The 26,479-nt window shown below is 53.5% G+C and carries 23 protein-coding genes; 3 read left to right on the forward strand and 20 right to left on the reverse strand.

Annotated features, from left to right (window positions below; translation table 11 throughout):
* Positions 1-33 precede the first annotated feature (33 nt).
* Positions 34-1,791 (reverse strand): alpha-amylase family protein, encoded by a 1,758-nt coding sequence (locus DYU11_RS17470; protein WP_119669439.1) that lies wholly within the window; start codon positions 1,789-1,791, stop codon positions 34-36.
* Between the two features lie 127 nt (positions 1,792-1,918).
* Here DYU11_RS17470 and DYU11_RS17475 point away from each other — a divergent pair, with 127 nt between their 5' ends.
* Positions 1,919-3,799, forward strand: coding sequence for a glycoside hydrolase family 13 protein (locus DYU11_RS17475; RefSeq protein ID WP_199736739.1), 1,881 nt, complete (start codon positions 1,919-1,921; stop codon positions 3,797-3,799).
* Positions 3,800-3,876: 77 nt separating this feature from the next.
* Here the strand turns inward: DYU11_RS17475 and DYU11_RS33910 are convergent, their stop codons facing one another.
* The gene (locus tag DYU11_RS33910) at positions 3,877-6,810 is read right to left on the reverse strand and encodes a glycosyl hydrolase family 8 (protein ID WP_119669005.1); all 2,934 of its coding nucleotides are present in this window, start codon (positions 6,808-6,810) and stop codon (positions 3,877-3,879) included.
* Between the two features lie 337 nt (positions 6,811-7,147).
* On the opposite strand from DYU11_RS33910, the gene DYU11_RS33825 reads away from it, so the two are divergent.
* Entirely contained in the window at positions 7,148-7,270 is a 123-nt protein-coding gene (locus tag DYU11_RS33825; RefSeq protein WP_262697117.1) for a hypothetical protein, read from the forward strand.
* A 33-nt stretch (positions 7,271-7,303) separates the two neighbouring features.
* Here the strand turns inward: DYU11_RS33825 and argH are convergent, their stop codons facing one another.
* The 7 genes from argH to DYU11_RS17505 all read right to left on the reverse strand — a co-directional run bounded on the left by argH (position 7,304) and on the right by DYU11_RS17505 (position 14,038).
* Positions 7,304-8,653 (reverse strand): argininosuccinate lyase, encoded by a 1,350-nt coding sequence (gene argH, locus DYU11_RS17485; RefSeq protein ID WP_119669440.1) that lies wholly within the window; start codon positions 8,651-8,653, stop codon positions 7,304-7,306.
* 194 nt (positions 8,654-8,847) lie between these two features.
* On the reverse strand, positions 8,848-9,780 hold the full coding sequence (locus tag DYU11_RS17490) for a universal stress protein (protein WP_119669006.1): 933 nt from the start codon (positions 9,778-9,780) through the stop codon (positions 8,848-8,850).
* The gene (locus tag DYU11_RS17495) at positions 9,761-10,435 is read right to left on the reverse strand and encodes a GNAT family N-acetyltransferase (protein WP_119669007.1); all 675 of its coding nucleotides are present in this window, start codon (positions 10,433-10,435) and stop codon (positions 9,761-9,763) included. Before DYU11_RS17495 ends, DYU11_RS17490 begins: the two co-directional genes overlap by 20 nt.
* Positions 10,436-10,637: 202 nt before the next feature.
* Positions 10,638-10,790, reverse strand: coding sequence for a hypothetical protein (locus DYU11_RS33245; protein WP_158600302.1), 153 nt, complete (start codon positions 10,788-10,790; stop codon positions 10,638-10,640).
* 233 nt (positions 10,791-11,023) lie between these two features.
* Positions 11,024-11,431, reverse strand: coding sequence for a hypothetical protein (locus DYU11_RS17500; protein ID WP_119669008.1), 408 nt, complete (start codon positions 11,429-11,431; stop codon positions 11,024-11,026).
* A gap of 585 nt (positions 11,432-12,016) precedes the next feature.
* Positions 12,017-12,166, reverse strand: a complete 150-nt coding sequence (locus DYU11_RS33490) for a hypothetical protein (protein WP_199736740.1) — start codon at positions 12,164-12,166, stop codon at positions 12,017-12,019.
* A 273-nt stretch (positions 12,167-12,439) separates the two neighbouring features.
* Positions 12,440-14,038, reverse strand: a complete 1,599-nt coding sequence (locus DYU11_RS17505; RefSeq protein ID WP_119669009.1) for a hydrolase — start codon at positions 14,036-14,038, stop codon at positions 12,440-12,442.
* 251 nt (positions 14,039-14,289) lie between these two features.
* On the opposite strand from DYU11_RS17505, the gene DYU11_RS17510 reads away from it, so the two are divergent.
* Positions 14,290-14,748 (forward strand): Hsp20/alpha crystallin family protein, encoded by a 459-nt coding sequence (locus tag DYU11_RS17510; RefSeq protein ID WP_119669010.1) that lies wholly within the window; start codon positions 14,290-14,292, stop codon positions 14,746-14,748.
* A 48-nt stretch (positions 14,749-14,796) separates the two neighbouring features.
* Here DYU11_RS17510 and DYU11_RS17515 read toward each other — a convergent pair whose 3' ends face one another.
* From DYU11_RS17515 to DYU11_RS17560, 11 genes are all read right to left on the reverse strand, one after another.
* On the reverse strand, positions 14,797-15,783 hold the full coding sequence (locus tag DYU11_RS17515) for a bZIP transcription factor (protein ID WP_199736741.1): 987 nt from the start codon (positions 15,781-15,783) through the stop codon (positions 14,797-14,799).
* A gap of 398 nt (positions 15,784-16,181) precedes the next feature.
* Positions 16,182-16,439: a hypothetical protein gene (locus tag DYU11_RS17520; RefSeq protein WP_119669011.1), complete on the reverse strand. Its 258-nt coding sequence runs from the start codon at positions 16,437-16,439 to the stop codon at positions 16,182-16,184.
* 269 nt (positions 16,440-16,708) lie between these two features.
* On the reverse strand, positions 16,709-17,704 hold the full coding sequence (locus tag DYU11_RS33680; protein WP_229365892.1) for a bZIP transcription factor: 996 nt from the start codon (positions 17,702-17,704) through the stop codon (positions 16,709-16,711).
* A 422-nt stretch (positions 17,705-18,126) separates the two neighbouring features.
* Positions 18,127-18,360: a hypothetical protein gene (locus DYU11_RS33685; RefSeq protein ID WP_229365893.1), complete on the reverse strand. Its 234-nt coding sequence runs from the start codon at positions 18,358-18,360 to the stop codon at positions 18,127-18,129.
* A gap of 282 nt (positions 18,361-18,642) precedes the next feature.
* Positions 18,643-20,025: a bZIP transcription factor gene (locus DYU11_RS17530; protein WP_119669013.1), complete on the reverse strand. Its 1,383-nt coding sequence runs from the start codon at positions 20,023-20,025 to the stop codon at positions 18,643-18,645.
* 53 nt (positions 20,026-20,078) lie between these two features.
* Positions 20,079-22,085, reverse strand: a complete 2,007-nt coding sequence (locus tag DYU11_RS17535; RefSeq protein ID WP_119669014.1) for a right-handed parallel beta-helix repeat-containing protein — start codon at positions 22,083-22,085, stop codon at positions 20,079-20,081.
* 277 nt (positions 22,086-22,362) lie between these two features.
* Positions 22,363-22,551 carry a hypothetical protein gene (locus tag DYU11_RS17540; RefSeq protein ID WP_119669015.1) on the reverse strand — a complete coding sequence of 63 codons (189 nt, stop codon included), beginning with the start codon at positions 22,549-22,551 and terminating at the stop codon, positions 22,363-22,365.
* 179 nt (positions 22,552-22,730) lie between these two features.
* A complete protein-coding gene (locus DYU11_RS17545) occupies positions 22,731-23,939 on the reverse strand; it encodes a glycosyltransferase family 4 protein (protein WP_119669016.1) in 1,209 nt (402 codons plus the stop codon).
* A gap of 134 nt (positions 23,940-24,073) precedes the next feature.
* On the reverse strand, positions 24,074-24,838 hold the full coding sequence (locus tag DYU11_RS17550; protein ID WP_119669017.1) for a glycosyltransferase family 2 protein: 765 nt from the start codon (positions 24,836-24,838) through the stop codon (positions 24,074-24,076).
* Between the two features lie 94 nt (positions 24,839-24,932).
* The gene (locus DYU11_RS17555) at positions 24,933-25,502 is read right to left on the reverse strand and encodes a WcaF family extracellular polysaccharide biosynthesis acetyltransferase (RefSeq protein WP_119669018.1); all 570 of its coding nucleotides are present in this window, start codon (positions 25,500-25,502) and stop codon (positions 24,933-24,935) included.
* Positions 25,459-26,439 (reverse strand): glycosyltransferase family 2 protein, encoded by a 981-nt coding sequence (locus DYU11_RS17560; RefSeq protein ID WP_119669019.1) that lies wholly within the window; start codon positions 26,437-26,439, stop codon positions 25,459-25,461. The genes DYU11_RS17555 and DYU11_RS17560 overlap by 44 nt, the downstream gene beginning before the upstream one ends.
* Positions 26,440-26,479: the final 40 nt, after the last annotated feature.

Here is a 26,479-nt window from a genome sequence, read left to right on the forward strand (position 1 = left end):
TGTTCAGTTTAGGTAGCAGCTAGTAAATAGTACTTACTTGATTTCTAACACCATGGCACTCCAGGGGGGTAGTGTTACCGGTACGCCCGCCAGGCCGGCCGTCTCAATCTGCGTGCCGGTGAGAAACAGGTCCGTGAACTGATACGTTTGTTCCGGAGCCAGATTCATCACCGCAAACGCGTGATTGGGGATGCGGACGGTCGTTTCGTAGGTAACGTCCTGAGCAAAATTACAAATGATCAGTAATTTCTGACGATTTGTGTAGCGTAGATAACTATAAATTCGGTGGGCGTCGTAGTTCGGGCTCTGGCCGTTGTCGTTGGCGTACTGAAGATCGTAGAAATACCCATTCTGAATGGCATCGCTGCCGTTAACCAGGTGATTCAGACGCTGGTAAAATGAGCGCAGCCGCCGTTGCTCGTCGGTCAGGCCACCGCCGTCGTAGCGGCCGTTGTTGAGCCAGCCCTGCCACTCCGGTAAACCCCAGTAATCAAAAATGGTGGTGCGGCCGTCGTCACCGCTGAAGCCTTCGCTGCCTTCGGCCCGTACGCCGATTTCCTGCCCGAAATACAGCATGAGCGGTCCGGTGTGCAGCGTTGCCGACAGCGTCATGCCTGGTACGGCTGCCCACGGATTGCCTGCAAAAAAGCGGGATGCGATGCGCTGCTCATCGTGGTTTTCGAGGAAACGGAGCATGTGGTCGGCAAAATCGCCTGATTCCTGCTGCCAGACCCGGGTGATGTCGTAGCAGGAACCCTGGCCTTCCATCAGCCGGCGAACCGAGTCGTACAGACCAACTTTGTCGTACAGATAATCGAATCCACCTTTGAAAATGAAGGGGCGATACAACCCCGGATCGTAAATCTCGGCAATGAAACTAAGCCGGGGGTGTCGCTTCTTGACGAGACTAATTGCCCACTGCCAGAACTCAAGCGGAATCAGATGGGCCATGTCGCACCGAAACCCGTCGACGCCTTTTTCGGCCCAGAACAGCAGTATGTCGAGCATCTGCTGCCACGTGGCCGGAATCGGATTGAAGTGGGGCCGTCCGCCGTTGAAAATATCGATGCCGTAATTGAGCTTGATGGTTTCGTACCAGTCGTCGATGGAAGGTGCCTCCGTGATTGACCCACTGCCGGTAACCTTGGCGGGGGATTCTGTCCAGGCCGGGCGGCTGCTGACTGAGCCAGTAGCCCCGGATTCGTGTCCGGTCCGAACCCCCTGGGCCTCCGGCGATACGAAGGTTTTGCCGGGGAGGTAGTAAAAATTATTGGACGGAGCGAAGGCTACGGACGTATCGTCCCGTTCGCCCAGGTCGACAACACCCGCCGGTCTGGCGTCGGACCCGTACTGGCGGGCGACGTGGTTGGGCACGAAATCGATAATCACTTTGAGCCCGTGGGCGTGCGTTCGCTGGATGAGGGACTCGAACTCTGCCATACGGTTGCCGACATTGTGGGCCAGGTCGGGGTTGACGTCGTAGTAATCTTTGATGGCGTAGGGCGAACCCGCGCGGCCTTTCACTACGGCCGGATCGTCGGGGCGAATCCCGTAGGCGGAGTAATCGGTTTGTATGGCGTGTTCAATTACGCCGGTAAACCAGACGTGCGACACACCGAACAAACGGAGCTCGCGAAGAGCCGCATCGTTGATGTCGTCAAACTTGCCAACTCCGTTTTCGTCGCGGCTGCCCCAGTGGCGGTTGGTGGTTGTCTGGTTGCCAAATAAACGGGTAAAAATTTGATAGATAACCAGTTTGTCCATGATAGGAACTGCAGCCGCTGTATTCATGTCGTTGACTCGGTACGTGTACGGGGGTGAGTAGTCAATAAACAGCAAAATTATGGTCTTTTTCAGTGATAATCTTGCTCTATTTTTGTCTTTTTGCGAATCGGCAAGAAACCAAACGAACCGCCACATGAAGAAACGCCATTTGCTATGCCTGTTTTTCGGACTGCTTTCCCTCTCACCTTCGCTCGCGCAGAACGCGCAGGTGAAGCGGGTTGACCCCACAAACTGGTGGGTTGGTATGAAGAATCCGAACCTTCAATTGTTACTGTATGGCCCCAACGCCGGTACGTTAACTTACACCATCAATTACCCGGGTGTTAAACTAGTTAAAGCCAATACCGTTGACAACCCGAACTACGTTTTCCTGGACGTAACGATTGCGCCGACAACGAAACCCGGTACGTTGCAGATCGTTGGCAAGAAGGGAGCGCAGACCGTTACGCAGCCCTACGAACTGAAAGCCCGCACCAGTACGCCAAAAGGGCAGGGACTGACGGCCGCCGATTTTATCTACCTGATCATGCCCGACCGCTTCGCAAACGGCGATCCGGCCAACGACAAATTTCCGGATATGCTCGACCCGCAGGCCGATACCAAAAATCCGTACCTGCGGCACGGGGGCGACTTTAAGGGGATAATCGACCACCTCGATTACCTGAGCGATATGGGGGCGACGGCCTTGTGGCTGACGCCGGTAATCGCGAACGACGAAACCCTCAAAAAGGAAGGGCCGGACCGCAACCAGGCCGGATACCACGGCTACCACTTCACGGATCACTACCAGGTTGACAAGCGGTTTGGCGGCAATGCGGGCTACATCGGACTGGCCGATGCCCTGCACAAGCGGGGGATGAAACTGGTGCAGGATGCCGTCTACAACCACGTCAGCGACGATCACTGGTTTTTCAAGGACAAGCCGACGCCCGACTGGTTCAACAACTGGCCGACCTATACGGGGTCGACTCACAAGGAGCAGCCGCTCTACGATCCCTACGGAGCCGAAGCCGACCGCAAAACGCTGCTCGACGGCTGGTTTACGTCTTTCCTGCCCGACCTGAACCAGCGTAATCCGTACGTGGCTAACTACCTGATTCAGCACGCAGTCTGGTCGACGGAGATGTTCAACCTCGACGGCTGGCGGATCGATACGTACAAATACAACGACCCTGCGTTCCTGAATCGCTGCAACCAGGCGCTGATGAATGAATACCCCAACATCCTGCTTTTCGGGGAGTCGGTGGTAAATAACCCGGTTGGGCAGGCTTTTTTTGTGAAGAACACAGTTAGTGGGTTTGATTTCAGGAGCAATCAGCCCAGTACCCTGGATTTTGCCCTGTACAACGCCACCAACGACGCCCTGAATCAGAACTACGACTGGGATACGGGGGTGAACCGGCTGCATCAGGTGCTGGCGCAGGACGTAGTGTATGCCAATCCGATGAAGCTGGTCACGTTTCTGGAAAACCACGACTCCGACCGCTACTTCTCGGTTATCGGCGAGGATGTTAACAAATACAAATTGGGGGTGGCCTTCCTGCTGACCACGCGCGGCATTCCGCAATGGTACTACGGCACCGAAGTGCTGATGAAGGGTACAAAAAACCCGACCGATGCCGAGGTGCGGAAGGACTTTCCGGGTGGTTTTCCCGGTGATAAAGAAAATAAATTTGAAGCCGCCGGCCGGAATGAGCGTGAAAACGACGCGTTTCAGTTCGTTCGGAAACTAGCTACGTATCGGCGGAGCAACCCGGTGCTGCAAACGGGTAAGCTGATGCAGTTCGTGCCCCAGAACGGCGTTTACACGTACTTCCGTTACAATGCCGACAAGACCGTAATGGTTGTCATGAACAGCGATAAGAAAGAAGTCACCCTCGACGGGGCGCGTTTTGCCGAACGCACCAAAGGCTTTTCGTCGGCCCGCAACGTCGTCACCGACGAGACGGTCAGTGATCTGAAAACCCTGAAGGTACCGGGTCAAACGGTCTGGGTACTGGAGTTGGGCAAGTAATTTGACTACTTCGGAATACCCTCTAGTATCATAACCCCAAACCCCTAATGGGGTTTGGGGTGTTTTCGGACGAAGACCTATCGCTCAATAATCAGCTTAAACGTTCGTCTGGTGGCGTCCTGCCGGGCGTTCAGCAGGTACAGCCCGGCGGGTAGGTTCTGAAAATCCAGTTCAAGGGTATTGGCCCCGGCCTGCACCGCTTTGGTTTGCTCGCTGACGGTCCGACCGTTCAGGCCGACGAGGGTAAGCGCCAGTTGCCCCGCCTGGGGCGTATCCCACTGCAATCGGCACAGTCCCGCGCTGGGGTTCGGCGACAGACTCGCGGCCAGTGGTCGCTCCGGAGCGGCCTGCCGGGCTCCCGTCGACGTGCGCAGCGTGAGCTGATCGACGTAGAAGGTGTAGGACTGACCGTTGCGCACACCACGGTCCTGAAAATTAATCCGCTTCACCGTTCCGGGATTACCCAGTTCGTTCCAGCCAACGGTGTACTGCTGCCAGGTGTTGGCCGGGACGTCGAGGGCTTTGGTCGCCGACAGGTTGGTGTTATCGTCGGTATGGACGTAGAGCTGCAGTTTAGCGCCAGTCGGGCCGCCATGAATCCAGAACCGCAGCCCCCCGGGGTACTGTGCCGGGTTGACGGCATTCGCGGACCGCAGCGACAGGGCCGACCAGTCGGTGTTGACCGAAACGGCCAGGGATTGGTTGCCTACCTGAACCGGCGACGTACTGGCGAAGTTAGGCGAACCGCCGGGCAGGCTCCACGACCAGTTTTCCCAACCACTGGCCAGCGCATCGCCGTAGATAACCGCGTCCGGCTGGCTGGTCGGCAGCGTCGTTACGTTGAGCGCATTACTGGCCGACGAGGTGTTACCGGCTGCATCGCGGGCCTTAACCGTCATGGTGTACGTAGTTCCGGCGTTCAGCCCGGTCAGGTTGTAGCTTGTGCCGCTGGTTTCGCCCACCTTTGTGCCGTTGCGGTAAATCTCATAGGCCGTTACGCCCACGTTGTCGGTCGAAGCCGTCCAGCCCAGCGTAAAACTGGTTTGGGTGATCGACGAAGCCACCAGAGTAGCCGGGATTGTTGGGGCCTGGGTGTCGGCCGGTGGTGCGCCGGCGGTCGACAGGCGCAAGTCGTCGATAAACAGGCTGTGTCCTGATCCCACCGCATCCTGAAGATTGATCCGCCTGATCTGCGTCGGGTTGCCCAGATCGGCCCATGATACGGTAAATTGCTTCCAGCTGCTGGCCGGTACGTTGATGGCCACGTGGCGGCTTTCGGCCCCGCTGTCGTCCCGCTGCGTGTAAAGCTGTAATTGATTGCCGGTGCTACCGCCGTAGGCCCAGAACTGAATGCCACCCGGATAATCGGCAGTACGAATGAGGTTATCGCTCCGCAGACTCAGCCCGCCCCACGCGTTGTACATCCGAACCCCCATCGAATAGCTCCCGACTTTCACGACCGCCGTGCCCGAATAGTCGGTTCCGGTGCTCCACGACCAGTTCTGCCAGCTCGCGTTGAGTGCATCGCCATACACCGTCAGGTCACTGGACGTAGCGGCCGGAGTGGTAACCGTCAGGCCATTACTGGCTGTTGAGAGATTCCCGGCGTTGTCGCGGGCACGTACGGTCATGGTGTAGGTTGTACTGGGCGACAATCCCGATACCACGAAAGACGTCGTGCTGCTTTGGCCGATCACGGTGCCGTTCCGCAGGATGTCGTAGCTCGAAACGCCCACGTTATCCGTCGATGCCGACCAGGTAAGCGTAAACTCCTGTTGGGTTACGTTGGAAGCCGCCAGGTTGGTGGGCGCGCTGGGTGCCTGGGTGTCGGGCGTTGATGATGGATTGGTGGTCGGGTCCCAGAAATTACCCGTCATGGCCAGCATATACAGCACCCGCAGCGAATGGCCGAAATACCGTTCGTAGGTCAGGTCCTGATTTTTGACAAACGAGGCAAAGGCATCGACACGGTTCTGGCTTTTGGCCATAGCACCCACGGCAAACGCACCCGTGAAGCAGACACTCGGGAACGTACCGATTACGGAGCCATCCCGGCGATAACCGTCTTTGACGTTTGCAATACCCCCAACCGGCCCGGCGACCCAGTCCGTAACGCGGTCGAGCCAGGTTTTTGCACTGGTGTTGCCGCTCCAGAGGTAATCAATAGCAAAACGCCACGGGGTGCGGCAGGCATCGTAGAGATAATCGACCCCGCCATTCCGAAAACCGTACTGCGTGCAGCCCCCACCCGGCGTGCCGTTGCTGTGCTGCCAGTCCGACACCAGGCCCGTTGAGGGGTGCGCATTGGCGTTGAGCATGACGTAGGCATCGCGGGCCATGTTGGTCCAGTAGGCGGCATCGGCCGGAACGTGCTGCGCAAACGCCCGGTAGTAAGCCGGTGATGCATACGACTGGTTCATGCAGTCTTCACCCCCGAATGTATCGCCGGGTTTCAGAACGTGCAGACCGCTGCCGGTTACGACCGTCTCGTGCTGCTTCATTTTGTTGATCAGGTACGTAGCGTCGGCCTGGTAGTTATGGGGAGCGGTGGTGCCGGGCCATTGCTGATTGGCAATGATAAGCGCCATCGCTACGTCGAGTTCGCCGTCGGTAGCCGAATTCTGGCCGAGGATGCCGCCCGCGCAGCCGCCAATCTTCCAGTGCATGAGCCCGTTGGCATCCCGAAAGTTCTTGTGGTACTGCCACAGCCCGTCGAATAGGGTCTTGTCACCGAAATAGGCCGTCAGGAGCATGCCGTAGCCAATGCCTTCGGAGACGGTTTCGTTGGGGGTATCGTATTTCACCCGGTAGACACCGTTCCCGCAGTTGTCTACGTAGTTCGCTTTCCAGTACGCATAAGCCGCCTGCACATCGGCGCTGGATACGGTCGTTGGCTTAAAGCCCTGAGCATACGTAACCTGCTGTGGAAACGGTCGTTGTGGCGTCTGCGCCCAGCCATTGAGGGATAGCATGAGGATGAAAAACAAGGCACACGTAGAGAGTTGTTTCATAGCTGGACGGGGGTTTTCAGAATGCTATGAAAGGTAAATGAAATTTTAAATTTTTGTACTCTGTTGCGTATTTTTTTAACTTGATAGAGACTTGCTGGTCTGTTATAAATGAGCATATCTTGCCTCCGCCCGCTACGGATATGGCCCAGCCCTGGTGTTTTTAAAGCCTGCTCTGACCCCGAACCGGGTAGTTATCTGAAATTGAAAAACAGTTTATGCTACTTGTAGTGCTCAGACGACGGTTAGAAAAAAGGTCAGCCTTATATAAAGCTGACCTTTTTTGATTTGATTTCAACGCTCTGATAAGTCTGAGAACCATGGCATATTCCCTGTACTCATGAAAACCAGTACCAGCTTATTCGTCTTGATGACGGCCTTGTCATCGCGTGAGCACGATTCAATCTCCGACGACGGCTCGCCCGTGGGCCGGTTTTGCGTACCGATCGAACCTGTTTGGTAAACTTCCTTACATGAGCATACGTACTAACCGGGTTCAGGCCAGTAGCCGTTCAATGGCGGCCTGGGCTCGGTCGGCCCCAAAACCTGCGAGTGCATCGGTCATGGCCTGCTGAATCAGGTCATTGCCCAGGTTGCCGATACTGCCTTCGTGCGTATGGTGCAACTCGCGGGGCGCTTGCGGGCCGTCGGTGTGGTCCGTCTGTTCCGCAATTTCCTTGCCAATCTGCCGGTACGCTTCCCGGAACGGTACGCCCTGCAGCACCAGTTCATTCACCCGTTCAACGCTGAACAAGAGGTCGTACTTTGGATCATCGAGCAGATTAGACTTCACCTGGAGCCGTTCGAGCATGAAGTCCGTGATACTGAGGCAATCAAGCAGCTCATCAAAAGCAGGCATAAGCACCTCCTTCAGAATCTGCATATCCCGGTGATAGCCGGACGGCAGGTTACTGAGAACCAGCGTTACCTCCATCGGCAGGGCCTTCAGGCGATTGGTTTTGGCCCGCAGCAATTCCGCTACGTCGGGGTTTTTCTTATGCGGCATGATGCTGCTGCCCGTCGTCAGGGCATCGGGCAGAGTCAGGAAGCCGAAGTTCTGGCTGTTGTACAGGCAGATGTCCATCGCCATCCGCGACAGGGTGGCGGCTACAGCCGCCAGGGCGTTGAGCGCCGTCTGTTCGGTTTTGCCACGGGTCATCTGCGCGTACACGACATTGACGTTCATGCCCTCAAAGCCGAGTAGTTCGGTCGTCAGCGTACGGTTCAGCGGAAAGGAGGAGCCGTAGCCCGCGCCCGAGCCGAGCGGGTTCCGGTTGGCCAGCCGGTAAGCCGTTTGCAGCGTCAGCATATCGTCGGCGAGGGCTTCGGCGTACGCACCGAACCACAGGCCAAACGAAGACGGCATGGCTATCTGGAGGTGCGTGTAGCCCGGTAGCAGGTCGGCTTTGTGCTGCTCTGAGCGGTCAATCAACCGGGTGAACACACGCTGTACTGCCCCGGCGACCTGCCAGAGCCGGTCGCGGGTGAATAGTTTGAGATCCACCAGCACCTGGTCATTGCGCGAACGGCCCGAGTGAATTTTCTTGCCCGTATCGCCCAGTTGCCGGGTCAGCATCAGTTCAACCTGCGAGTGTACATCTTCAACACCGTCTTCAATCACAAACTGACCGGCCTGGATCTGCTGGAAAATAGCCTTCAGTTCGGTTTTCAGGGCCGAAAGTTCATCGGAGGTAAGCAGTCCGATGGTTTCGAGCATGTGGGCGTGGGCGAGGTTGCCCAGTACGTCGAAGGGCGCGAGGTACTGGTCCATCTCGCGGTCGCGGCCGACGGTAAAGCGTTCAATCTGGGCGTCGGTGACGGTCGATTCTTTTTGCCAGAGTTTCAAGGGGCAGATGAATTGAATGAATACAGCAAGGACAAGGCCGCTGGACAAATTACCAGCCGATTGGTCTTGTTGATGGCGGCAAAGTTCGGAAACTAACGCCAGTTACCTCACCCACCTCCCTGTTTTATTCAGGCGTCGAGGGTAAAAAAAACGGCTTTGGAATCCAAAGCCGCATCGTAAACGAACTAGGTCGCTCAGCCGAACCGTAAGGCCCGGACCGATGGGAATTCCGGCATAATCATTTCCCGGGTAACTTCCCTTGGTCGGGACTCGGTCTCGCGGGGTTTGACGGCCAACACGGGCACGGTGGCCCGGTTAATGATCTGCTTGAAAAACGGTCCGCTGAGCAGGTTCCGGAGGCCGGTGGTGGTATCGGCCGTAACGACAATCAGATCGGCATGGCGCTCGTCGGCTTGCTGGAGCACGGTTCTGGCGGCCGAGTTTGTTTCCGACACGAACACATCCGCGTCGAGGGCATCGGCCGACAAACGCTCATTGAGCGACGCCATGGCCGTAGTCAGCGAGTCGTTCGAGGCCGATTCTTCCTGACTCAGCAGGGCCAGTACCGTCAGGTGAGCGCTGTTTTTTCGGGCAATGCTGCGCGTGAGGTCATATTTGTTCAGTGTTCCCGGCACCGGCCGGAGCGGGAACAGAATTTGCCGGAAATCGCTCACGGCTGCGCCTTCGGGAACGGTCAGCACCGGGCAGGGGGCCTGTTTGATAACATGGTATGCTTCCGCACCCAGTACGTAATTCAGCAAACCCTCCGGCCGCTGCGAACCCATTACGATCAGGTCGGCTCCGATTTCATGAGCTGCCTCAACGAGTCGGTCAGTACGGGTGCCGGTCCGGCACTCTACTGAATACGGCATCGGATGGTCGTTCAGTACGTCGTTGGCCCATTGGTGCAGTTGCTGTACATCGGCTTCGATAACCTCGGCACGGGGTACAGATACCAGCAGGTTGTCGGCTGCCGTCAACGGGTACTCCTCCGGTGTAATGACGTGCAGCAGCCGCAGTTCGGCCTGGTGACGTCGACTCATGGCTTTGGCTACGTTCAGCACAGCTTTGGAAGCATCGCTCAGGTCGACGGAAACGAGTATACGGTTAATCGGTGATTGTCTCATGGCTCAAAAAGCGTTTATGTGTTGGTTGACGATCGGTCTGACTGACCGAACAAACTTCCCACTCAAGCAACGTAGCGTACTCCCGCGATTCCAGATCGCCCCGCAGGTAACGGGGTAAAATCTGTTTTACGCAAAAACCATTAGCCAACTGAAAACTGAGCGTTGGATCGTAGATCTCTTTCAGTTTCACCCGGTCAATGTATTCCTGGGGCGTCAGGTTGCTATGCAGATGATAGGCGGGAATGCGTCCACCCGCCAGGATTCCGCGCAGGTTCAGTTGTCGGCAGCAGGTTTTACGGGCTTCGTAGAGCCGCCGTCCGAGCTGCAAACCCCGGTAGCCCGGTTGCACGAATACCTCAACACCATAGAGGACATCACCGGCAGGATCGTGCGTGTCGAACGTGTACTGCCCTGTCACCTGTTCGTAGGTATGCTGCCGACCAAAGTCGGCCGAATGGACGATGATCGACAGGGCGCAGGCAACGAGCTGCCCATCCGCCACAACGCAGAACTGGCCTTTCGGAAACAGGTGAAGCAGGGTTTCAATACGTTCCTTACGCCAGTAGGGCCCGCCCAGACCGCTGTACGACGCAATCATGGCTGCTTTTAGCTGCTCGTAATCATCTATCCGTAAATTTCTGGTAATCAAATGCATGTGTAGGTTGTTGATGGTGTTGTAAGATACAGACGCGGTCTTAAGGACCCCTTAGGATTAGCTTAGAATTCCATAAGAAGCGGTCGGCAGGAGACACTACGTATACGCCGGGTCGTGTTGATCAACCGGAATTGGTAGCCAAAACTGGTAGTGGAAGCACGTTGATGAGACCGATAACCGTCCACGGTGGTCGGTCCGAAAATCAGGGTTTGCCAACGTAGTTAAGCCAGGGTACGCTGACGGTCGGTCTTTTGATCCGCAGGTACACCGACCAGGGTTCATAGGCAACCAGGAGTGGGGTAGGCAGGCCTTTTACGTACGTCGAGGTTTGAGTTGAGGGAGGTAGGTTAAACATACCTGTAGAAGAAGGTTTCTACAAGGTACGTACATAATTCGGGCTTCTGGCGACGTATAGTCTCAATAAATTTTCATAAACGCCCTTTTTTTATCCTAACGCTCCACAAAAGCTCCCCTGGAGACAGGAACCTGGCCTCACTCTGTCGAACTGGACAGCAACAGGCAAAGGCAACCGGCCATTCCGCTGCCGCTGAAAGGCGTAAGGAAACTGGATGCCATTAGCACCACGAATCAGATCGAATTAGTACTGTAACCCGTGTAGGTCAGGTCCTCGTAGTAGAACATGCACTTAAGGAACTGTTCAGTTTTGCGGCCGAGCCGACCGCTGGATATGATGAGGCTACAGTATGAGCCAACCCGGCCCGAAAGGCCTTCAACCTCAATGCGCTGCGACCCTTCGTACAACAGTACATGCTCACCGTTGTCATGAACAAGCCCCCCGGTTATCCGGGTAGAAGGTAGCCGCATGTCAACCGTTTCGAGGTATTCGCCGTTCAGATCGTAGAAGTTGAACCGCAGCGTCAGCGGATTCAGATCGCGACGCTCAGTCCAGAAGAAATCGTAGAGGTGTATGAACTGACCTTGCTGGTTCAGTAATCGTTTGGTGCTGATGTGCTGGATCGTAAGGAGGTCATTCATAGTTTGCTGACTGGTTGGATAAACGGAAACTTACTTTTTTGTATCAGTACGCCGGCAAAACAGCGCTGCATTCATAAAGGAGGACAAACGGCGGGCTAATGTTAACAAAATAGCCACTTGTTAAAGACAAATGGCTATTAGATAAAGCACCGGGTAGCGGGCTTGTCCAACCTTAAACACACTAAAACAATTATCTCTACTATACGCAGGTAGGGTCAAACGTCACAGTATGTTGTGCAAAGGTCGCTGTTCAATCCTTAGAGTAGCCACAAAATAGCATTAGAAAAATATTAGATTTTATTTATTAACTACCAGACCCTGAAGCAGGAACAAGATTTTGATAAGTTGTGATGGACGGTAGCTGAACAGGCGATGGAGAAAATCCTACGAATCAACTACGTTGGAAAAGCCAATGGTGAAGTTTTGCAGTTGCAACGGGATGTTGCAGAACGTAGTAGGGATACGTATGGGGGGAGCAAGTACCTGAAAATTCGCGTGAATGAGCCGGACAGGAGGGCTCGCTACACCGTAAGGGGCTTAATGGGATCCATGAAGCTTCACGTATGTGTAGCGAGGCCGTTAGCATCAAACGAAGAAATTCAGCCAGGATTGAGCCTGGGCTAATGCTTCGTCGTAAGGCAGGTCCGGAAACAGCAGCATTAACTGAACAGCTACCTGCACCAGACGGTTGGTTGGTTCGTGTTCCTGCGTTTTTTTGGGTTCAGATGGTTCCATGGCTCCTAATGATTTGCAACGATGACGGCATCGAACAGGTAAAACGATAGGGGATGAACGACAATGCTCCAACACGGGGTGTCAGAGCATTGCTGAAATGATCCTAAATTGTCTTGAAGCAAAAGCTTGATATAAATGTAGCCTCAGGCACCAACACGCACATTAAGTCGAAATTAATCCTTCATTAAAATGCGGGGCGTCCAACGCAGAACAGCCTGCCAATCGGTCATTGACTGGCAGGCTGTTGAACCGGTCCTGAATCAACAGATCAACTCATTGAACTTTGGCCAACCACAGCGATGCGTTGAGGTGCAGGGCCGGATGCGAGGTGTAGCCCGAGGGTGCATCGCCCGACCAGCCATTAAACAATTGATCGCCCGTGTCGCCGGTGCCGTCGTCGGCCGGTGAGCTGTCGCCGATGAAGACGATCCGACCGCTGCCATAGGTCGACAGCAGAGCCATGACACCGATGCTGCTGCCAACGGTGCTGCTCATACGCCAGAACAGTCCCTGCACAGTAGCGTTGTTTGATGGATAAAGCGTTGCGGATGCGCCTGCGTAAAAAGCCAGCTTAGATGCCGTTCCGGCCATTCCATTCAGTACCTTCTGTGCATTTGAATTGGTACCAGTGTACACTTTTGTCGTCGGCTTTTCGTCGATGTCAATGTAGTCGACCAAAAATCCAAAAGGTTTATTGTTATTGATGCCGTTGTTGGTCATCAGGTCATTCCACACCCGGGGCGAATCGTAACCATCGCCGTCGCGGTCAGACGGCAGGTAGCCGTTCGGGTCGGTGCCGGTAAGTGACGGAGCCGTATGGTCGGCAATCATCATCAACCCCCCGCCGTTGTTGACAAAATTCATGATGGCCGTCTTTTCCGAGGTCGTAAAGGGCCGGTTTGGCTCAACTACCACAAATACGTCGTAGTTACTTAAATCCTGAGCATTCGTGGAGTTGCCATACGTAATGGCGGTACCGTTGGGTAGTGATTCGACCTGATTGCCGCGCTTGACCAGTTCGACCGCCCAGGCCGACATGCCCCCTTTCCAGTAGGTTTCGGGTGTGGTAGACGTGATGCCGGTATACGACGGGGTAGGATACCGCTGGGCTTTGGTTTCGGTGGTCGTACCGCCCGTGTACGTTGGAACGCTTTCGGTGCCGTCGGCGTCGATCTGCCAGTCAGCATTACCGGCGTTTTCGCGTTTACTGGCATCGAACAGGAATTTCTTACCGGTTGGGGTGGGGGTGCCACCACCGCCCGCATTATCGTTGATGACAATGTCGTCAATGTTAATACGGTTCGTTGAGCCGGATACCTTCCGAATCTCAATCCGCACTGATCCCGACTGATTCAGCGTGAATGTCTGGGTCTGTAACGAATTGGTCGTCGTTACGTTCGAACCGGCCTGAGTCCAGCTGCTACCACCGTTGGTTGAATACCAGAGTCCCCACTGGCTTGCAGCATCAGAGCCATAAGTGCCGTGCTTAACCGTAACGGTGCTGATTCCGGTCGTTACGTCGAACAGCATAGTAATCTTACCCGTGTTGCGGATACGGGCCGACCAGGACCCGGCTTTCAGATCGCCACTGAGATTGCCGATCAGTGCGTCGTACAGATTCCAGGATTTGCCCTGCAAGGTTAGGTTGTCACCACTGGCCGAGCCGGTAGGCGAAACGTCGTAGGCTGTTTTGGGACTGGCCGATCCCACTTCGAAGCCTTCGGACAGAGACACGGCCAGCGTCCGGGCGGAGCGTAGCACAGGCGCGTCAAAAGAGGCAGGGAGTACAGGATCAACGGGCTGGCAACCGACTGCGAATGCCAGCAGGACAGCACTAACGTAGAGCGCTTTCAAGCGGATTGACTGAAACATGAGAGATGGTTTTGACAGGCGCAAAAAATGCCCACAAAGATCTTAAAAGGAGATGAAACGGGTAGGTTTGGTGTATTATAAGTATATTATTTTAGGATAATGTGAAGTAAAGAGGCATTACTAACCGGCTTCCGAACCATCGTACAATATTTTACCCGGTTCTCCGACTACCCTGTTACCAACTGATACCAGGAAAACCATTCGCAAACAGCGCCCTACAGTTGGAATAGTCACGTTTAACAAACAAGTGTATGTATCATTCACAATTTGGCCACGGACAGTTGCGTACTGTCGGCCACAGGAAAGGGGAGGGGCGGTACTACGGTGGCCATCCCCGACAGATTGGCGGGCCATTCGGGCAGCGGGCTGGACACGGTCCGTTTCGGGTACCGATCAACATTGAGGAAACCGCCACAACGTTTGAGGTCTACGTAGCCGCACCGGGGCGGTCGAAAAACGACTTTTCGGTGCAGGTCAAAGACGACGTATTGACCATCGCCTACCAGCAACCCCAGGTGGAAGGGGAGGTAAAAACACCAAACTGGCGGCATCAGGAGTTTGCCCGTGGGGAGTTCAGCCGGAGCTTTCAGTTAAACGGTAAGGTCGAAACTGCCGGCATCAGCGCGGGATATCATGACGGTATTCTGCAGGTCACACTGCCGAAATCGCCCAAAGCCAACGAACCGGCGCAGGACGTAGTGATTGCCTGATCATTGATGTAAACCAAACAGCCTGCCGGGAAAGCAGGCTGTTTGGTTTTATTTTTTATTAAGCACTTCCTGTAGCAACCGCTCCAGTTGGGCCTGTTTCTGTTTCATAGCCCGGAGATCGTCTGCCTGTTGCTGCTTAACCTTCTTCAATTCGTTTTCCAACTGAATTGAATACAGGGTCAACTCTTCGATCTTCTCCAGCAGCTTGGCGTCCATCTGGCCTACATCTACGCCCTGCTTGACCACTTCCTCGGCCGAGGGGACGCCCGGCAGGTGCTGATGGGTTTGGATGAACTGCTCGACCTCCGCCAGCGGACGAAGCTTGTAGCTGGGGGCAAAGACTTTGTCACTCCAATCCGCCGTGTTCTTGATAGCTACTTTTACTTTTTCAGTCAGGATGCCATCCTGCACGTAGAGTCGATAGCCTACTGGCGTCTTGCTTACGTTGGAGCCAATGATTACCGCGTTGTCATCTTTGCTGGTCAGATAGCGGCCATTGCGCTGCCACAGGCTCTCGACAGCCGCTTCGCGTCCTCCGCTGGTGGTGCTGGCCAGAATGACGTTCCCTGAGCCATCCACCGAGAGGAACTTGGTTTGGTTGGTGGCGCTGGCCGGTGAGTTGCTCGTCAGGTTGCCAAAGCGCAGCCCGGCTGAGTTTTCTACGCCTGATACCAGGTGAAGTTTAGCGGCTGGGGATGAGGTGCCGATGCCCACGTTGGCGGCTTCACCCAGCACAACCGCGTTGCTGACACTGACCCTGGCGTTGTTGCCGATGGCCGTGGCGTTCTGTAAGCCGTTGGCTCCCGCATCCGCCCGGAAGCCCAGAAAGGTGTTGTTGATGCCCGCTACGTTGGCTCGTCCGGCTTCAAAGCCGATGGCCAGGTTGTTACTACCATTCACACCCGCACCGTTGCCGGCGTTAGCGCCCAGGTAGACGTTGAAGCTGCCGCCGGTGTTGCCCCCTCCGGCGTTATCACCCAGAAAAAAGTTAGCTGTGCCGGTGGTGTTGGCCGAACCGGCGTTCGTACCCATCATGAAGTTAGAGTTTCCGGTGGTGTTGCTTTGACCGGCTTGTACCCCAACAAACGTATTAAACTGACCGGACGAGTTGTTGTATCCGGCTGAATAGCCTATAAACGTATTAGAGTTACTTATAGTGGAAAACCCTGCATTATAACCAACAAACGTATTCTCAATTCCTTCGACATTTCTTGTGCCTGCATTTCCGCCTATGAACGTATTGTAATTGCTGTCTCTGTTACCAAAACCCGCTCTGAACCCAATAAAAACATTGTAATCACCATTGTAATTACTAAAGCCCGCTTGACGACCTAAAAAAACATTAGCCTCACCTTGGTTAATTCTATAGCCGGTTTCGAAGCCCACAAAAACATTGTCACCGCCTCCGTTGTTACTGTATCCTGCTTGGTAGCCTATATATGTATTAGCGAAATTAAACGCACTTTTAGAACCAACTTGGTAGCCAACAAAGGTATTTCCATTTCCGGTTTGATGTAAAGCACCTGCCTGAGCGCCAATGAATGTGTTAGATTCTCCTCCGGAACCTGCTGCGTTACCGACACTGGTGTTATCATTGCTAAAACCACTAAATCTGCCCGCAAAAGCACCGAGGTAAGTATTTCGACTGCCTTCGGTGTTTCCAGTACCGGCTCGGTAGCCAAAAAAGGCATTGGAAACGCCGGTTGTAATGCTGGTTCCGGAGATAGGACCAACTACTACATTATTCTCACCGGGCGTAGTAGAGTTAGGCGTATTAACTACATAGTTTGTTTGCGCCCATGACGGAATCACGCTTACCAGCACCAAGCAAATCGAGCAGAGGAAAAGGTAGTTTTTAAACATGATAGTATAATTAAAGTGTAGTTTCAATATTACAATGGCCTGCAAAAGGTAGCATCTATGTTAAGTACGAAGGTCAAGTTCAACAGATTGAATACTCTTATTTCCGTCTGAGAACCTCCTGCAGGAGCTGTTTCATTTCAGCTTGCTCTTTCTTCAAAGCCTTTAATTCTTCGGCTTGCTGGTGGTTTATCTGCTGTTGCTGCTGGTTTTCTTTTTGGAGCTGAATCGAATACAGCGTCAGTTCTTCAACCTTCTCCAGCAGCTTGGCGTCCATCTGGCCTACATCTACGCCCTGCTTGACCACTTCCTCGGCCGAGGGGACGCCCGGCAGGTGCTGATGGGTTTGGATGAACTGCTCGACCTCCGCCAGCGGACGAAGCTTGTAGCTGGGGGCAAAGACTTTGTCACTCCAATCCGCCGTGTTCTTGATAGCTACTTTTACTTTTTCAGTCAGGATGCCATCCTGCACGTAGAGTCGATAGCCCACTGGCGTCTTGCTTACGTTGGAGCCAATGATTACCGCGTTGTCATCTTTGCTGGTCAGATAGCGGCCATTGCGCTGCCACAGGCTCTCACTGGCGGCTTCACGGCCTCCGCTGGTGGTGCTGGCCAGAATGACGTTCCCTGAGCCATCCACCGAGAGGAACTTGGTCTGGTTAGTCGCGCTGGCGGGTGAGCCACTCGTCAGGTTACCAAAGCGCAGCCCGGCTGAGTTTTCTACGCCTGATACCAGGTGAAGTTTAGCAGCCGGGGCCGAGGTACCGATGCCCACGTTGGCGGCTTCACCCAGCACAACCGCGTTGCTGACACTGACCCTGGCGTTGTTGCCGATGGCCGTGGCGTTCTGTAAGCCGTTGGCTCCCGCATCCGCCCGGAAACCCAGAAAGGTGTTGTTGATGCCCGCTACGTTGGCCCGACCAGCCTCAAAGCCGATGGCCAGGTTGTTACTACCATTCACACCCGCACCGTTGCCGGCGTTAGCGCCCAGGTAGACGTTGAAGCCACCAGTGATGTTGCTTCCTCCAGCGTTATCACCCAGGAAAAAGTTAGCTGTGCCGGTGGTGTTGGCCGAACCGGCGTTCGTACCCATCATGAAGTTAGAGTTTCCGGTGGTGTTGCTTTGACCGGCTTGTACCCCAACAAACGTATTGAACTGACCAGTGTCGTTAGCCCGGCCCGCTGAAAAGCCTATAAACGTATTAGAGTTACTTATAGTGGAAAATCCTGCATTATAACCAATAAACGTATTCTCAATCCCTTCAATATTTCTTGTGCCTGCATTAGCACCTATAAACGTATTGTAATTGCTATTTCTGTTAGCGTTGCCAGCTCTATGACCAATAAATACGTTGTAGCTACCGTCGTAATTAGAATATCCAGCCGTCCATCCTAAAAAGACATTAGCTTCCCCTTTATTAATTGAATAACCAGCCGAATTACCCACGAAAACATTGTCAAAGCCGCCATTGTTACTGTACCCGGCTTTGTAGCCAATGTATGTGTTGTACTTGTTCATTACATTTTTATAGCCAGCTTGATAACCGACAAAGGTGTTTTGATCTCCGGATACATTTGAAGCGCCTGCCTGAGCGCCAATGAATGTGTTAGATTCTCCTCCGGAACCTGCTGCGTTACCGACACTGGTGTTATCATTGCCAAAAAAACTTTTGGTGCCCGCAAAAGCCCCGAGGTAAGTATTTCGACTGCCTTCGGTGTTTCCAGTACCGGCTCGGTAGCCAAAAAAGGCATTGGAAACGCCGGTTGTAATGCTGGTTCCGGAGATAGGACCAACTACTACATTATTCTCACCGGGCGTAGTAGAGTTAGGTGTATTGACTACATAGTTTGTTTGCGCCAGTACTGGAATCACGCTTACCAGCACCAAGCAAATCGAGCAGAGGAAAAGGTAGTTTTTAAACATGATAGTGTTGTAGTGTTGTATTTTCTACACTATAGTGACTTACAAAAACGGCATCTATTAGTCATTAACATACGAAGATTAAGAGGTCGAGTTCAACAGATTGAATACTCTTATTTCCGTCTGAGAACCTCCTGCAGGAGCTGTTTCATTTCAGCTTGCTCTTTCTTCAAAGTCTTTAATTCTTCGGCTTGCTGCTGGTTTTCTTTTTGGAGCTGAATTGAATACAGGGTCAACTCTTCGATCTTCTCTAGCAGCTTGGCGTCCATCTGGCCTACATCTACGCCCTGCTTGACCACTTCCTCGGCCGAGGGGACACCCGGCAAATGCTGATGGGTTTGGATGAACTGCTCGACCTCCGCCAGCGACTGCAAGCGGTAGGTAGGGGCAAAGACCTTGTCACTCCAATCCGCCGTGTTCTTAATCGCTACTTTGACCTTCTCCGTCAGGATGCCATCGGCCACAAAGAGCTTATAACCAGTTGGCATCTTACTGACGTTCTGGCCGATCACAATAGCTTCATCTTTCATGCTTTGAAGATAGCTGCCCTTCCGCTGCCAGAATACATCCGTGTTATCTGTTGCACCCTGGCGACCGCCACCAGCGTAGTTAGCCAGCACTACGTTCCCCGATGCGTCGACCGTCAGGAATTTGCTGGAGTTAATCGGAGCGGGTGAAGCGGCAGTCAGGTTCTGGAGCCGTATACCAGATTGGTTCGTAATGCCACTGGCTACGTGCAGCCGCGCGGTAGGAGCCGAAACGCCGATGCCTACGTTGGCTTCGTTACCTAGTACGACAGCATTGGAAGCCAGTACCCGGGCGTTGTTGCCAATGGCCGTGGCGTTCTGCAGGCCGGGCGCTCCAGCATCGGCCCGGAAGCCCACAAAGGTGTTGTTGATTCCACCGCTGTTGGCCCGGCCGCTCTCGAACCCGATTGATACGTTATTCGATCCGTTTACATCGGTACCATTCCCGGCGTTGGCACCCAGATAGACATTGAACCCACCAGTGATATTACTCCCCCCTGCATTGTCGCCCAGGAAAAAATTGGCAGTCCCAGAAATGTTATTTAGCCCGGCATTTGTTCCCATAATGAAGTTGGAATTACCGGTTGTGTTGTTCAGACCGGCCTGTACGCCGACGAACGTATTGAACTGGCCGGAAGTGTTGGCGCGGCCGGCCGAGAAGCCAATAAAGGTATTGGCTTCTGCATTGGAATTAAGCCCCGCGGCTGTTCCCAAGAACGTGTTATTGCGTGCGCCGGTCGTAACACGTCCTGCCTGCAAACCAAGAAACAGGTTGCCCTGCGTGGCTGAGGTGGTTTTCAGAACGATTGTGTCGGCCACTCGCAACGACTTGTTTGCATTCAGGCTGACATCCTCCGTAATCGTCAACGACTGACCGGGAATTGGCTCAATGACCTGCGCCTGGACGGTGTTGATAGCCAAAACGGCAAGTAAAACACCGCCCCAAAGTTGAGTTGTAGATAGTTTCATGACTTTATTGTTGATATGATACGTTAATAGGTTGATTACAAAATCATTGCGTACTACTGATTGAGCTTAAGTCGGCTGTTGGCTCCGTACTGCAACCGCTGACCCGGATCATAGCTCACCTGCCGGGCCTGCCCCTGGTAGCCCGCCGGCAGACTCACGACGTGCTTAAGCCGTACTCTATCACCGGCTGTGGGCACGCGGTTCTCCGACCACACACCAGGGTCGTTCCAGGCCCCCGCCTTGACCGAGTACATGCCCGTGTTGACCAGCACCAGCGCGTTGGTTGAGCGCACGCTGTTGCAACTGCCCATCACCACCACGTAGTAGGTGCCCGCATCTGAAGGGCTCAGCGGACTGATTGTCAGCGTAGAGGTGGTGGCCGAGGGCTGGTTGGTCAGGGCCGTGTTGTCCTTGTACCACTGGTAGGCGGTGACCGAGCCGGTGGTGGAAACGGAAGTGGTGAGCGTACCGCCCTGGGGGATGCTGAAGACGGGGTTGGGGGGCTGGGTGATGGCCGCCAGCGCGAGGGGAGTGCCCTGGAACTCGTAGGCCCCCAGGTCGATGCTGCGTACCAGGCGGAGGGTACCCACCACATCAGTGGTGGTGGTGTTAGCCTGGTTGTCGCCTTTGTCGATGGCGGGCGAGCAGGCTCTCAGCCGCAGGTTATCACCGGGGACATCGACAAACAGGGGGTCCAGCGAGAAGTTGCCCGTGCCGGGGGTGTTGTCCTGCGTATCGGTGTAGGTCAGCGTGGTAGATGCACCGGTGTTGTTGGTGATGCCGTTAGGCGTATTGCCCCAGATGATGCAGTTGATCAGGACGGGTGAACCGCCCTGCACATACATTGCTCCGCCGGGATCACAGGTATTGTTGGCAAAACTGCAGTTAATGAACTGAGGATTGCCCCTTTGATTATAAATTGCTCCACCACCTGCTCTCACTCGTCCGCCGGCGAAATTGTTGCTGAAGCTGCAGTTGGTAAATGTTGTGCTTTGACTTTCACTATAAATGGCTCCACCAAAACCTTGCGAGTTTCCGGCTCCGCCAAACCCAGTCGCCTGGTTTCCTCGAAAAGTACAATTGGTTAAAGTTGAATTGCCGGTAATGTATAATGCACCGCCAAACCCAGCAACTCCATTACCACTGAACACACAATTGGTTATGATAGATCCTTCACCAATTCGTGCTACGCCACCAGCTCCCCCACTATTTGACGGTGAAGTTGTATTATTACTGAGTATGCAGTTGTTCATAGTCACTGCACCACCCGTAATAGATGGCCCAAATCCAGAACCACGGTTGGTTGTAAAGGTACAGTGAATCAAGGTTAAACTAGTTTCACTTGAGATAGCGGCACTAGAAGCCGAGTTGCCATCAAACGTACAATTGGTTAAAGCCACCTTACTATTGGCGTCGTTGTACATTCCGCCACCAGTTGTACCAAATTCGCCATAGTTATTTGTAAAGAAACAGTTACGAACGGTAGGAGTGCTGTTCAAATTACGCATGCCTCCTCCGTTTCGATCCAGGTCATTAGGAACACTAACAAGATTAGCTGCAGTAATAACAAAGCCATCAAGTATAGCTGTGTTATCCAAGTTGGTGTTGGAGATAATATGTCGACTGTTGTCAGCACGATCACTGGGTATACCCAGATCACCACTGAGGATGCTGGTCGATGGCTGGGCCTGGGTGACCGACGCTGGGCGTTCGCTTAGAGCAGTTTCGGTACCCTCGAAGCCGCCGTAGAGCGCTACGCCGTTCTTCATCGAGAAGCTGATGGTACGGTCAGTGTTGGCGTTGCCTCCCGGCTTGTAGGTGCCGGCCGCGACCCAGACCTGATCGCCCGCGTTGGATGCATTGATGATAGCCTGCAGGTCGGCCGAAGCGTTGCTCCAGCTGCTGCCATCGCCGGTGCCGCTGGCTACAGGCTTGACAAAACGGATGCTCTGGGCTTTACTCGGCGTTAAGGAAGCTATGGAAAGTGTTAATACGAAGCCATATAGCGCACTAAACAGGATATAGCGCCCGTATCGACCCACGCAGGAGGGATAGTACATGATGTGATAAAGGGTAGGAGGTGAACAGGCGTAATGTAAACAGTTTCTCGTGAATAGTTAGTTAACTTTTTGTGAATATGATTTACTGGACATACTTTGTTAAGGAATTGATGTTCCAGCCGGAATAATTTGTAGCAAAAAGCCCGGACAATACATTGTCCGGGCTGCTCAGATTGTAACGTTCACGTAAAGCCAGTAGTGTAGAGTAACTAAAAGAGTCGCCTGCAATAGGGTATATAGTCACTACCTGTAACAAGCCAACAGATTGGCGATTGCCTTACTTTGACAACGCAGCCATTAACTGTCGGCGGACACGCTCGGCGGTTTGTAAGTCTTTCAGGCTAATCTTGGTCCGGTCCCGTAGGGCCGGGCTGTTCTGTAGTTGTTCAATGCCCATTTTCAGCAAAAAAGCCATCGTTTCAAGGCCCGGCTCGGTTGCTTCAATTGGGACGATCAGCTTCTTCATGGTATGTAAATGTCTACATATCAGTAACAAAATCTTGGTCATTTTCTATCCATATTTACTGTATTTTATTAGCGTACTACGGTGACCATCAGCGTCTTTCAGTGTTACTAAGAATTTAGCTGACCTCAAAAAAAAGCCCTCCTACAGAGGGCTTCCGGTAATAAGATTCAACGCCAATCTTACAGATAATCGATAATCCGGCGACCACCAATTACGGTCTGGAACTCCCGGCGCATGACGGCCATCCGACGGCGGGGATGCGTGCTGATGTAAACGACGCGCATCTTCAAAAGGAAGCTCGATAACATATACAGCATGAACAGCCCGCCCAGAATCATCAGCGATTCGGTATTGGAAATGTTGCGGTGCAGCGCAAAAAACAGGATTGTATTCAACAGCGACGTACCACAAAGCACCGCCGTAGCCGCTATGTGCGACAGACCGTTGTCCAGCAGAATATGATGCATATGGTTCCGATCGGCGGAGAAAGGCGAACGTCCCGCCAGAATCCTGACAAGGAAAACCCGCAGCGTATCAAAAATCGGCACGATCAGAATCACGATCGCGATGATGGGGGCATTGAAGAACGACGTCGGATCGAATCGATACGATGCATTCAGCGCCACGAACCGCACGGCGAAAAACGACAGCATGAAACCGATGATCAGCGAGCCGGTATTGCCCATGAAAATCTTGCTCGTCTTGGAAAAATTAAACCGCAAAAAACCGACCAGCGCACCCGCCATCGTGAAGGCCAGACAGGCCATGGCGAAGTGATTGGTCAGCAGGAACCACGCGCCGAACGTTCCACTGGCAATGGTAGCAATGCCCCCAGCCAGCCCATCGATCCCGTCGATCAGGTTCATGGCGTTGGTCAGCGCAATGAAAATAAAGCAGGTGAGTAGTACGCTGATCAAGTCTTCAACGTGGTGAAAACCCATAATGCCGTACAGGTAATCAACTTTCAGATCGCCGAAGAAAATCAGGATCAGGGCGGGCAGCACCTGAAACAGGATTTTTTTGTTAGGGTCAATACCCACCAGATCGTCTTTGATACCGATGAAGAACAGGATGGTCATACCGACAATCGACAGGTTGGTGCGGTACACATCGGTCTGGTCAATGCTTGGCCGCAGGAAATAGGCAATCAGGACGGCCGCGAAAATGGCAATACCGCCGAAGGTGGGTGTGGGTACCTTGTGGGCTCGCCGGTCGCCTGGCTTTTCCATCAGTGATTTCAACTCCGAAATCTTGATAACGACCGGTATGGATATGACGGCAACAAAACAGGCGACCAGAAAAGACAATATGCATTGGTACAAGCCCAGCATGAAGAGGTCGTCTTCCAGTTTATGTTGCAAAAAGGCAATCAGTAAATTGAAGTTCATAAAATTTGCTGTCTTGACTACTTAAGTGTTCCGGTAGGGTCAAGTGTGGGTATAAAAGCTTGTAAAAATCCAATTTTTCCTCAAAGATACAAGCGAAATCTGATTGACCGGTTTGTTGAACTTAAGTACATTGACTATGTAGATATAGGTGGTTTACGTAGGTACTGGCTGATTTTGCGCAACGGTTTCAGCCAGAGGGTAAAGAAATAAGGCTGTATTCCGTTTACTTTCCAGGCCAGCCGATCTTCCCGATTGGCCCGGAGCCGGTTGCCGAGGCTGCTGTTACTAATGCCGCCGGCACGCATGACAATCGTTACTTCGTCCATATACGCCAGCCTAAGCTTATGCTTATGAATGAACCGCAGCATAAGCTCATAATCGGCCGCGCTTTTCATATCCAGCCGGAACAAACCATACTGTTCATACGCCCAGCGCTTTGCGAAAAAAGACAGATGCCCCGGCATCCATCCCCACAGAAAATCGCCTTCCCGGTACCAGCCCGACCGCCAGTAGCGTTTCAGCTGCTTAGGGTCGTTGCGGTCAACGTAGAGCATATCGCCATAGACGCCATCGCTTCCGGTCCGCTTGAATGTCGCGACCATGTTTTCGATAACGCGGTTATGGCGGTAAAAATCGTCGGCGTTCAGCATGCCCACTACCTCGCCGGTAGCCAGCCCAACGCCTTTGTTCATCGCGTCGTATAAACCTTTGTCGGATTCCGAAACGAATCTGGCAACGCGGGATCCATACGACCGCACAATATCGACAGTACCGTCGGTCGACTGCCCGTCAACAATGATGTATTCAATGTCGGGATACGTTTGGCCCAGCACCGATTCGATGCAGTCCCGGATGTGTTCAGCGCCGTTGAAGACGACCGTAATGATGGATACTTTCACGTACGTTGATAAAACAGCCGTGGCTTGTTATTCGAATGAGCTTTGCTGATCTCATCGCGCCACAACAAAAAAATTGGCTGATACCTGATTCAGTTCATGTTGTTCTAATCTCGCGCTTACGGACCCATACCGCCGGATTTCCCTGGTAAATGCCATAGGCTTCCAGCGGGCGGGTTGCGACCGATCCCACGGCCAGCACCGCGTGCGAATGGCACCGGATGCCCGGGCATACCACCGACTGAGCACCGATCCAGACACCCTCGTCGAGCGTGATGGGCCGGGTTGTCAGGTCGAACGTTGGCAGCCGGTAGTCGTGGTTGCCGGTGAGCAGCATAGCCCCCTGCGACAGACAGACGTTGTCGCCGATGGTCACTTCGCTGAGGTTGTCGATCCAGACCTTCTCACCAATCCAGACGTAGTTTCCCACCACAAGTAACCAGGGGTATTTGATGTTCACGGCCGGCTTGATCATCACGCCCTTGCCGATTTTAGCCCCGAATACCCGCAGGATGAACGCCTTGACGGCCACCGGAATCGGCAGATAGTTATTCAGAAACACCGTGTTGGCCAAAAACCAGAGCAGCACTTTCCAGCGTGGTCCGGGATTGTACCAGCTGTTGTTAAAGCGCGACAGGTCGGTCCGGCCGGCCGGTGTTCCTGCCATCGACGGGTCCTGGGGCAGCGGCTCGTTCCCGGCCGGGACGAAGGTCTTTGCCATATTCTGTTCGAAAAAAATCAATGATCGCCTGCTTGTCGCGCCCGGCGTGGAAGTACACTTCCATCAGCTTGGCGTCGACCAGGAAACGGTACCACAAGCCCTGCAAAAAGTGCCAGACCAGCCCTTTTTGCCCATCCAGAAACCCCAGCCGTATGATGTACCGATACAAAAAATACAAAAAAGGCCGGGTGAACAACGGCAGCGACGCGTATTGTATTTTGAAGAAACGGGTCCGTTGTTCCTGCGAGCCGAACAGCCGGGGCTCAACGCGTTCCGTGTTATCAAAATTATACTTGATATTCAACAGATCAATCACTTCGCGGATAGCATAATTATTATGTTTTTGTGTCCACCACGTTAAGTTATTGAGGTTGTGATCTACCAGATCGTGCTGAAAGTTAATGGGTTGGCCCTTCACGAGTTTGATGTGCTCGTCCATCCAGGTTTCTTCGCAGATGCCCTGATCCCGGCGCCAGAGCCGCATCAGCCAGATAGGGTAGTAGGTGCCGTGTTTGATCCAGCGGTTAAAGAAAAGCACCCGGCGCTTTACGTACACACCCGATACGTGCTCGGGCAGCGCCGGCAGCCGCTGGTTGATTTCCTGGGCCAGTTCCGGCAGCACGTATTCGTCGGCGTCCATCCGCATCAGCCAGCTGGTCTTAAACGGCGTGTGCGTAATGCCAAAATTGAACTGGGTAGCATAATTGACCCAGGGATTCTGCACCACCACAGCCCCTAACGAACGGGCAATCTCAACGGTGCGGTCCGTAGAAAACGAGTCAACAATGAAAATCTTGTCCGTAAAAGGGTGCAGGCTCTGCACACACCGGGCAATGTGTTTTTCTTCGTTGTAGGTCAGAATAATGACTGATACGTCGGCCATGCCCTGTTAACTACGTTTCCCGAATTACTTTATATTTGCT

Origin of the sequence: Fibrisoma montanum, assembly GCF_003583365.1 — a bacterium.
Taxonomy (GTDB): Bacteria; Bacteroidota; Bacteroidia; order Cytophagales; family Spirosomataceae; genus Fibrisoma; species Fibrisoma montanum.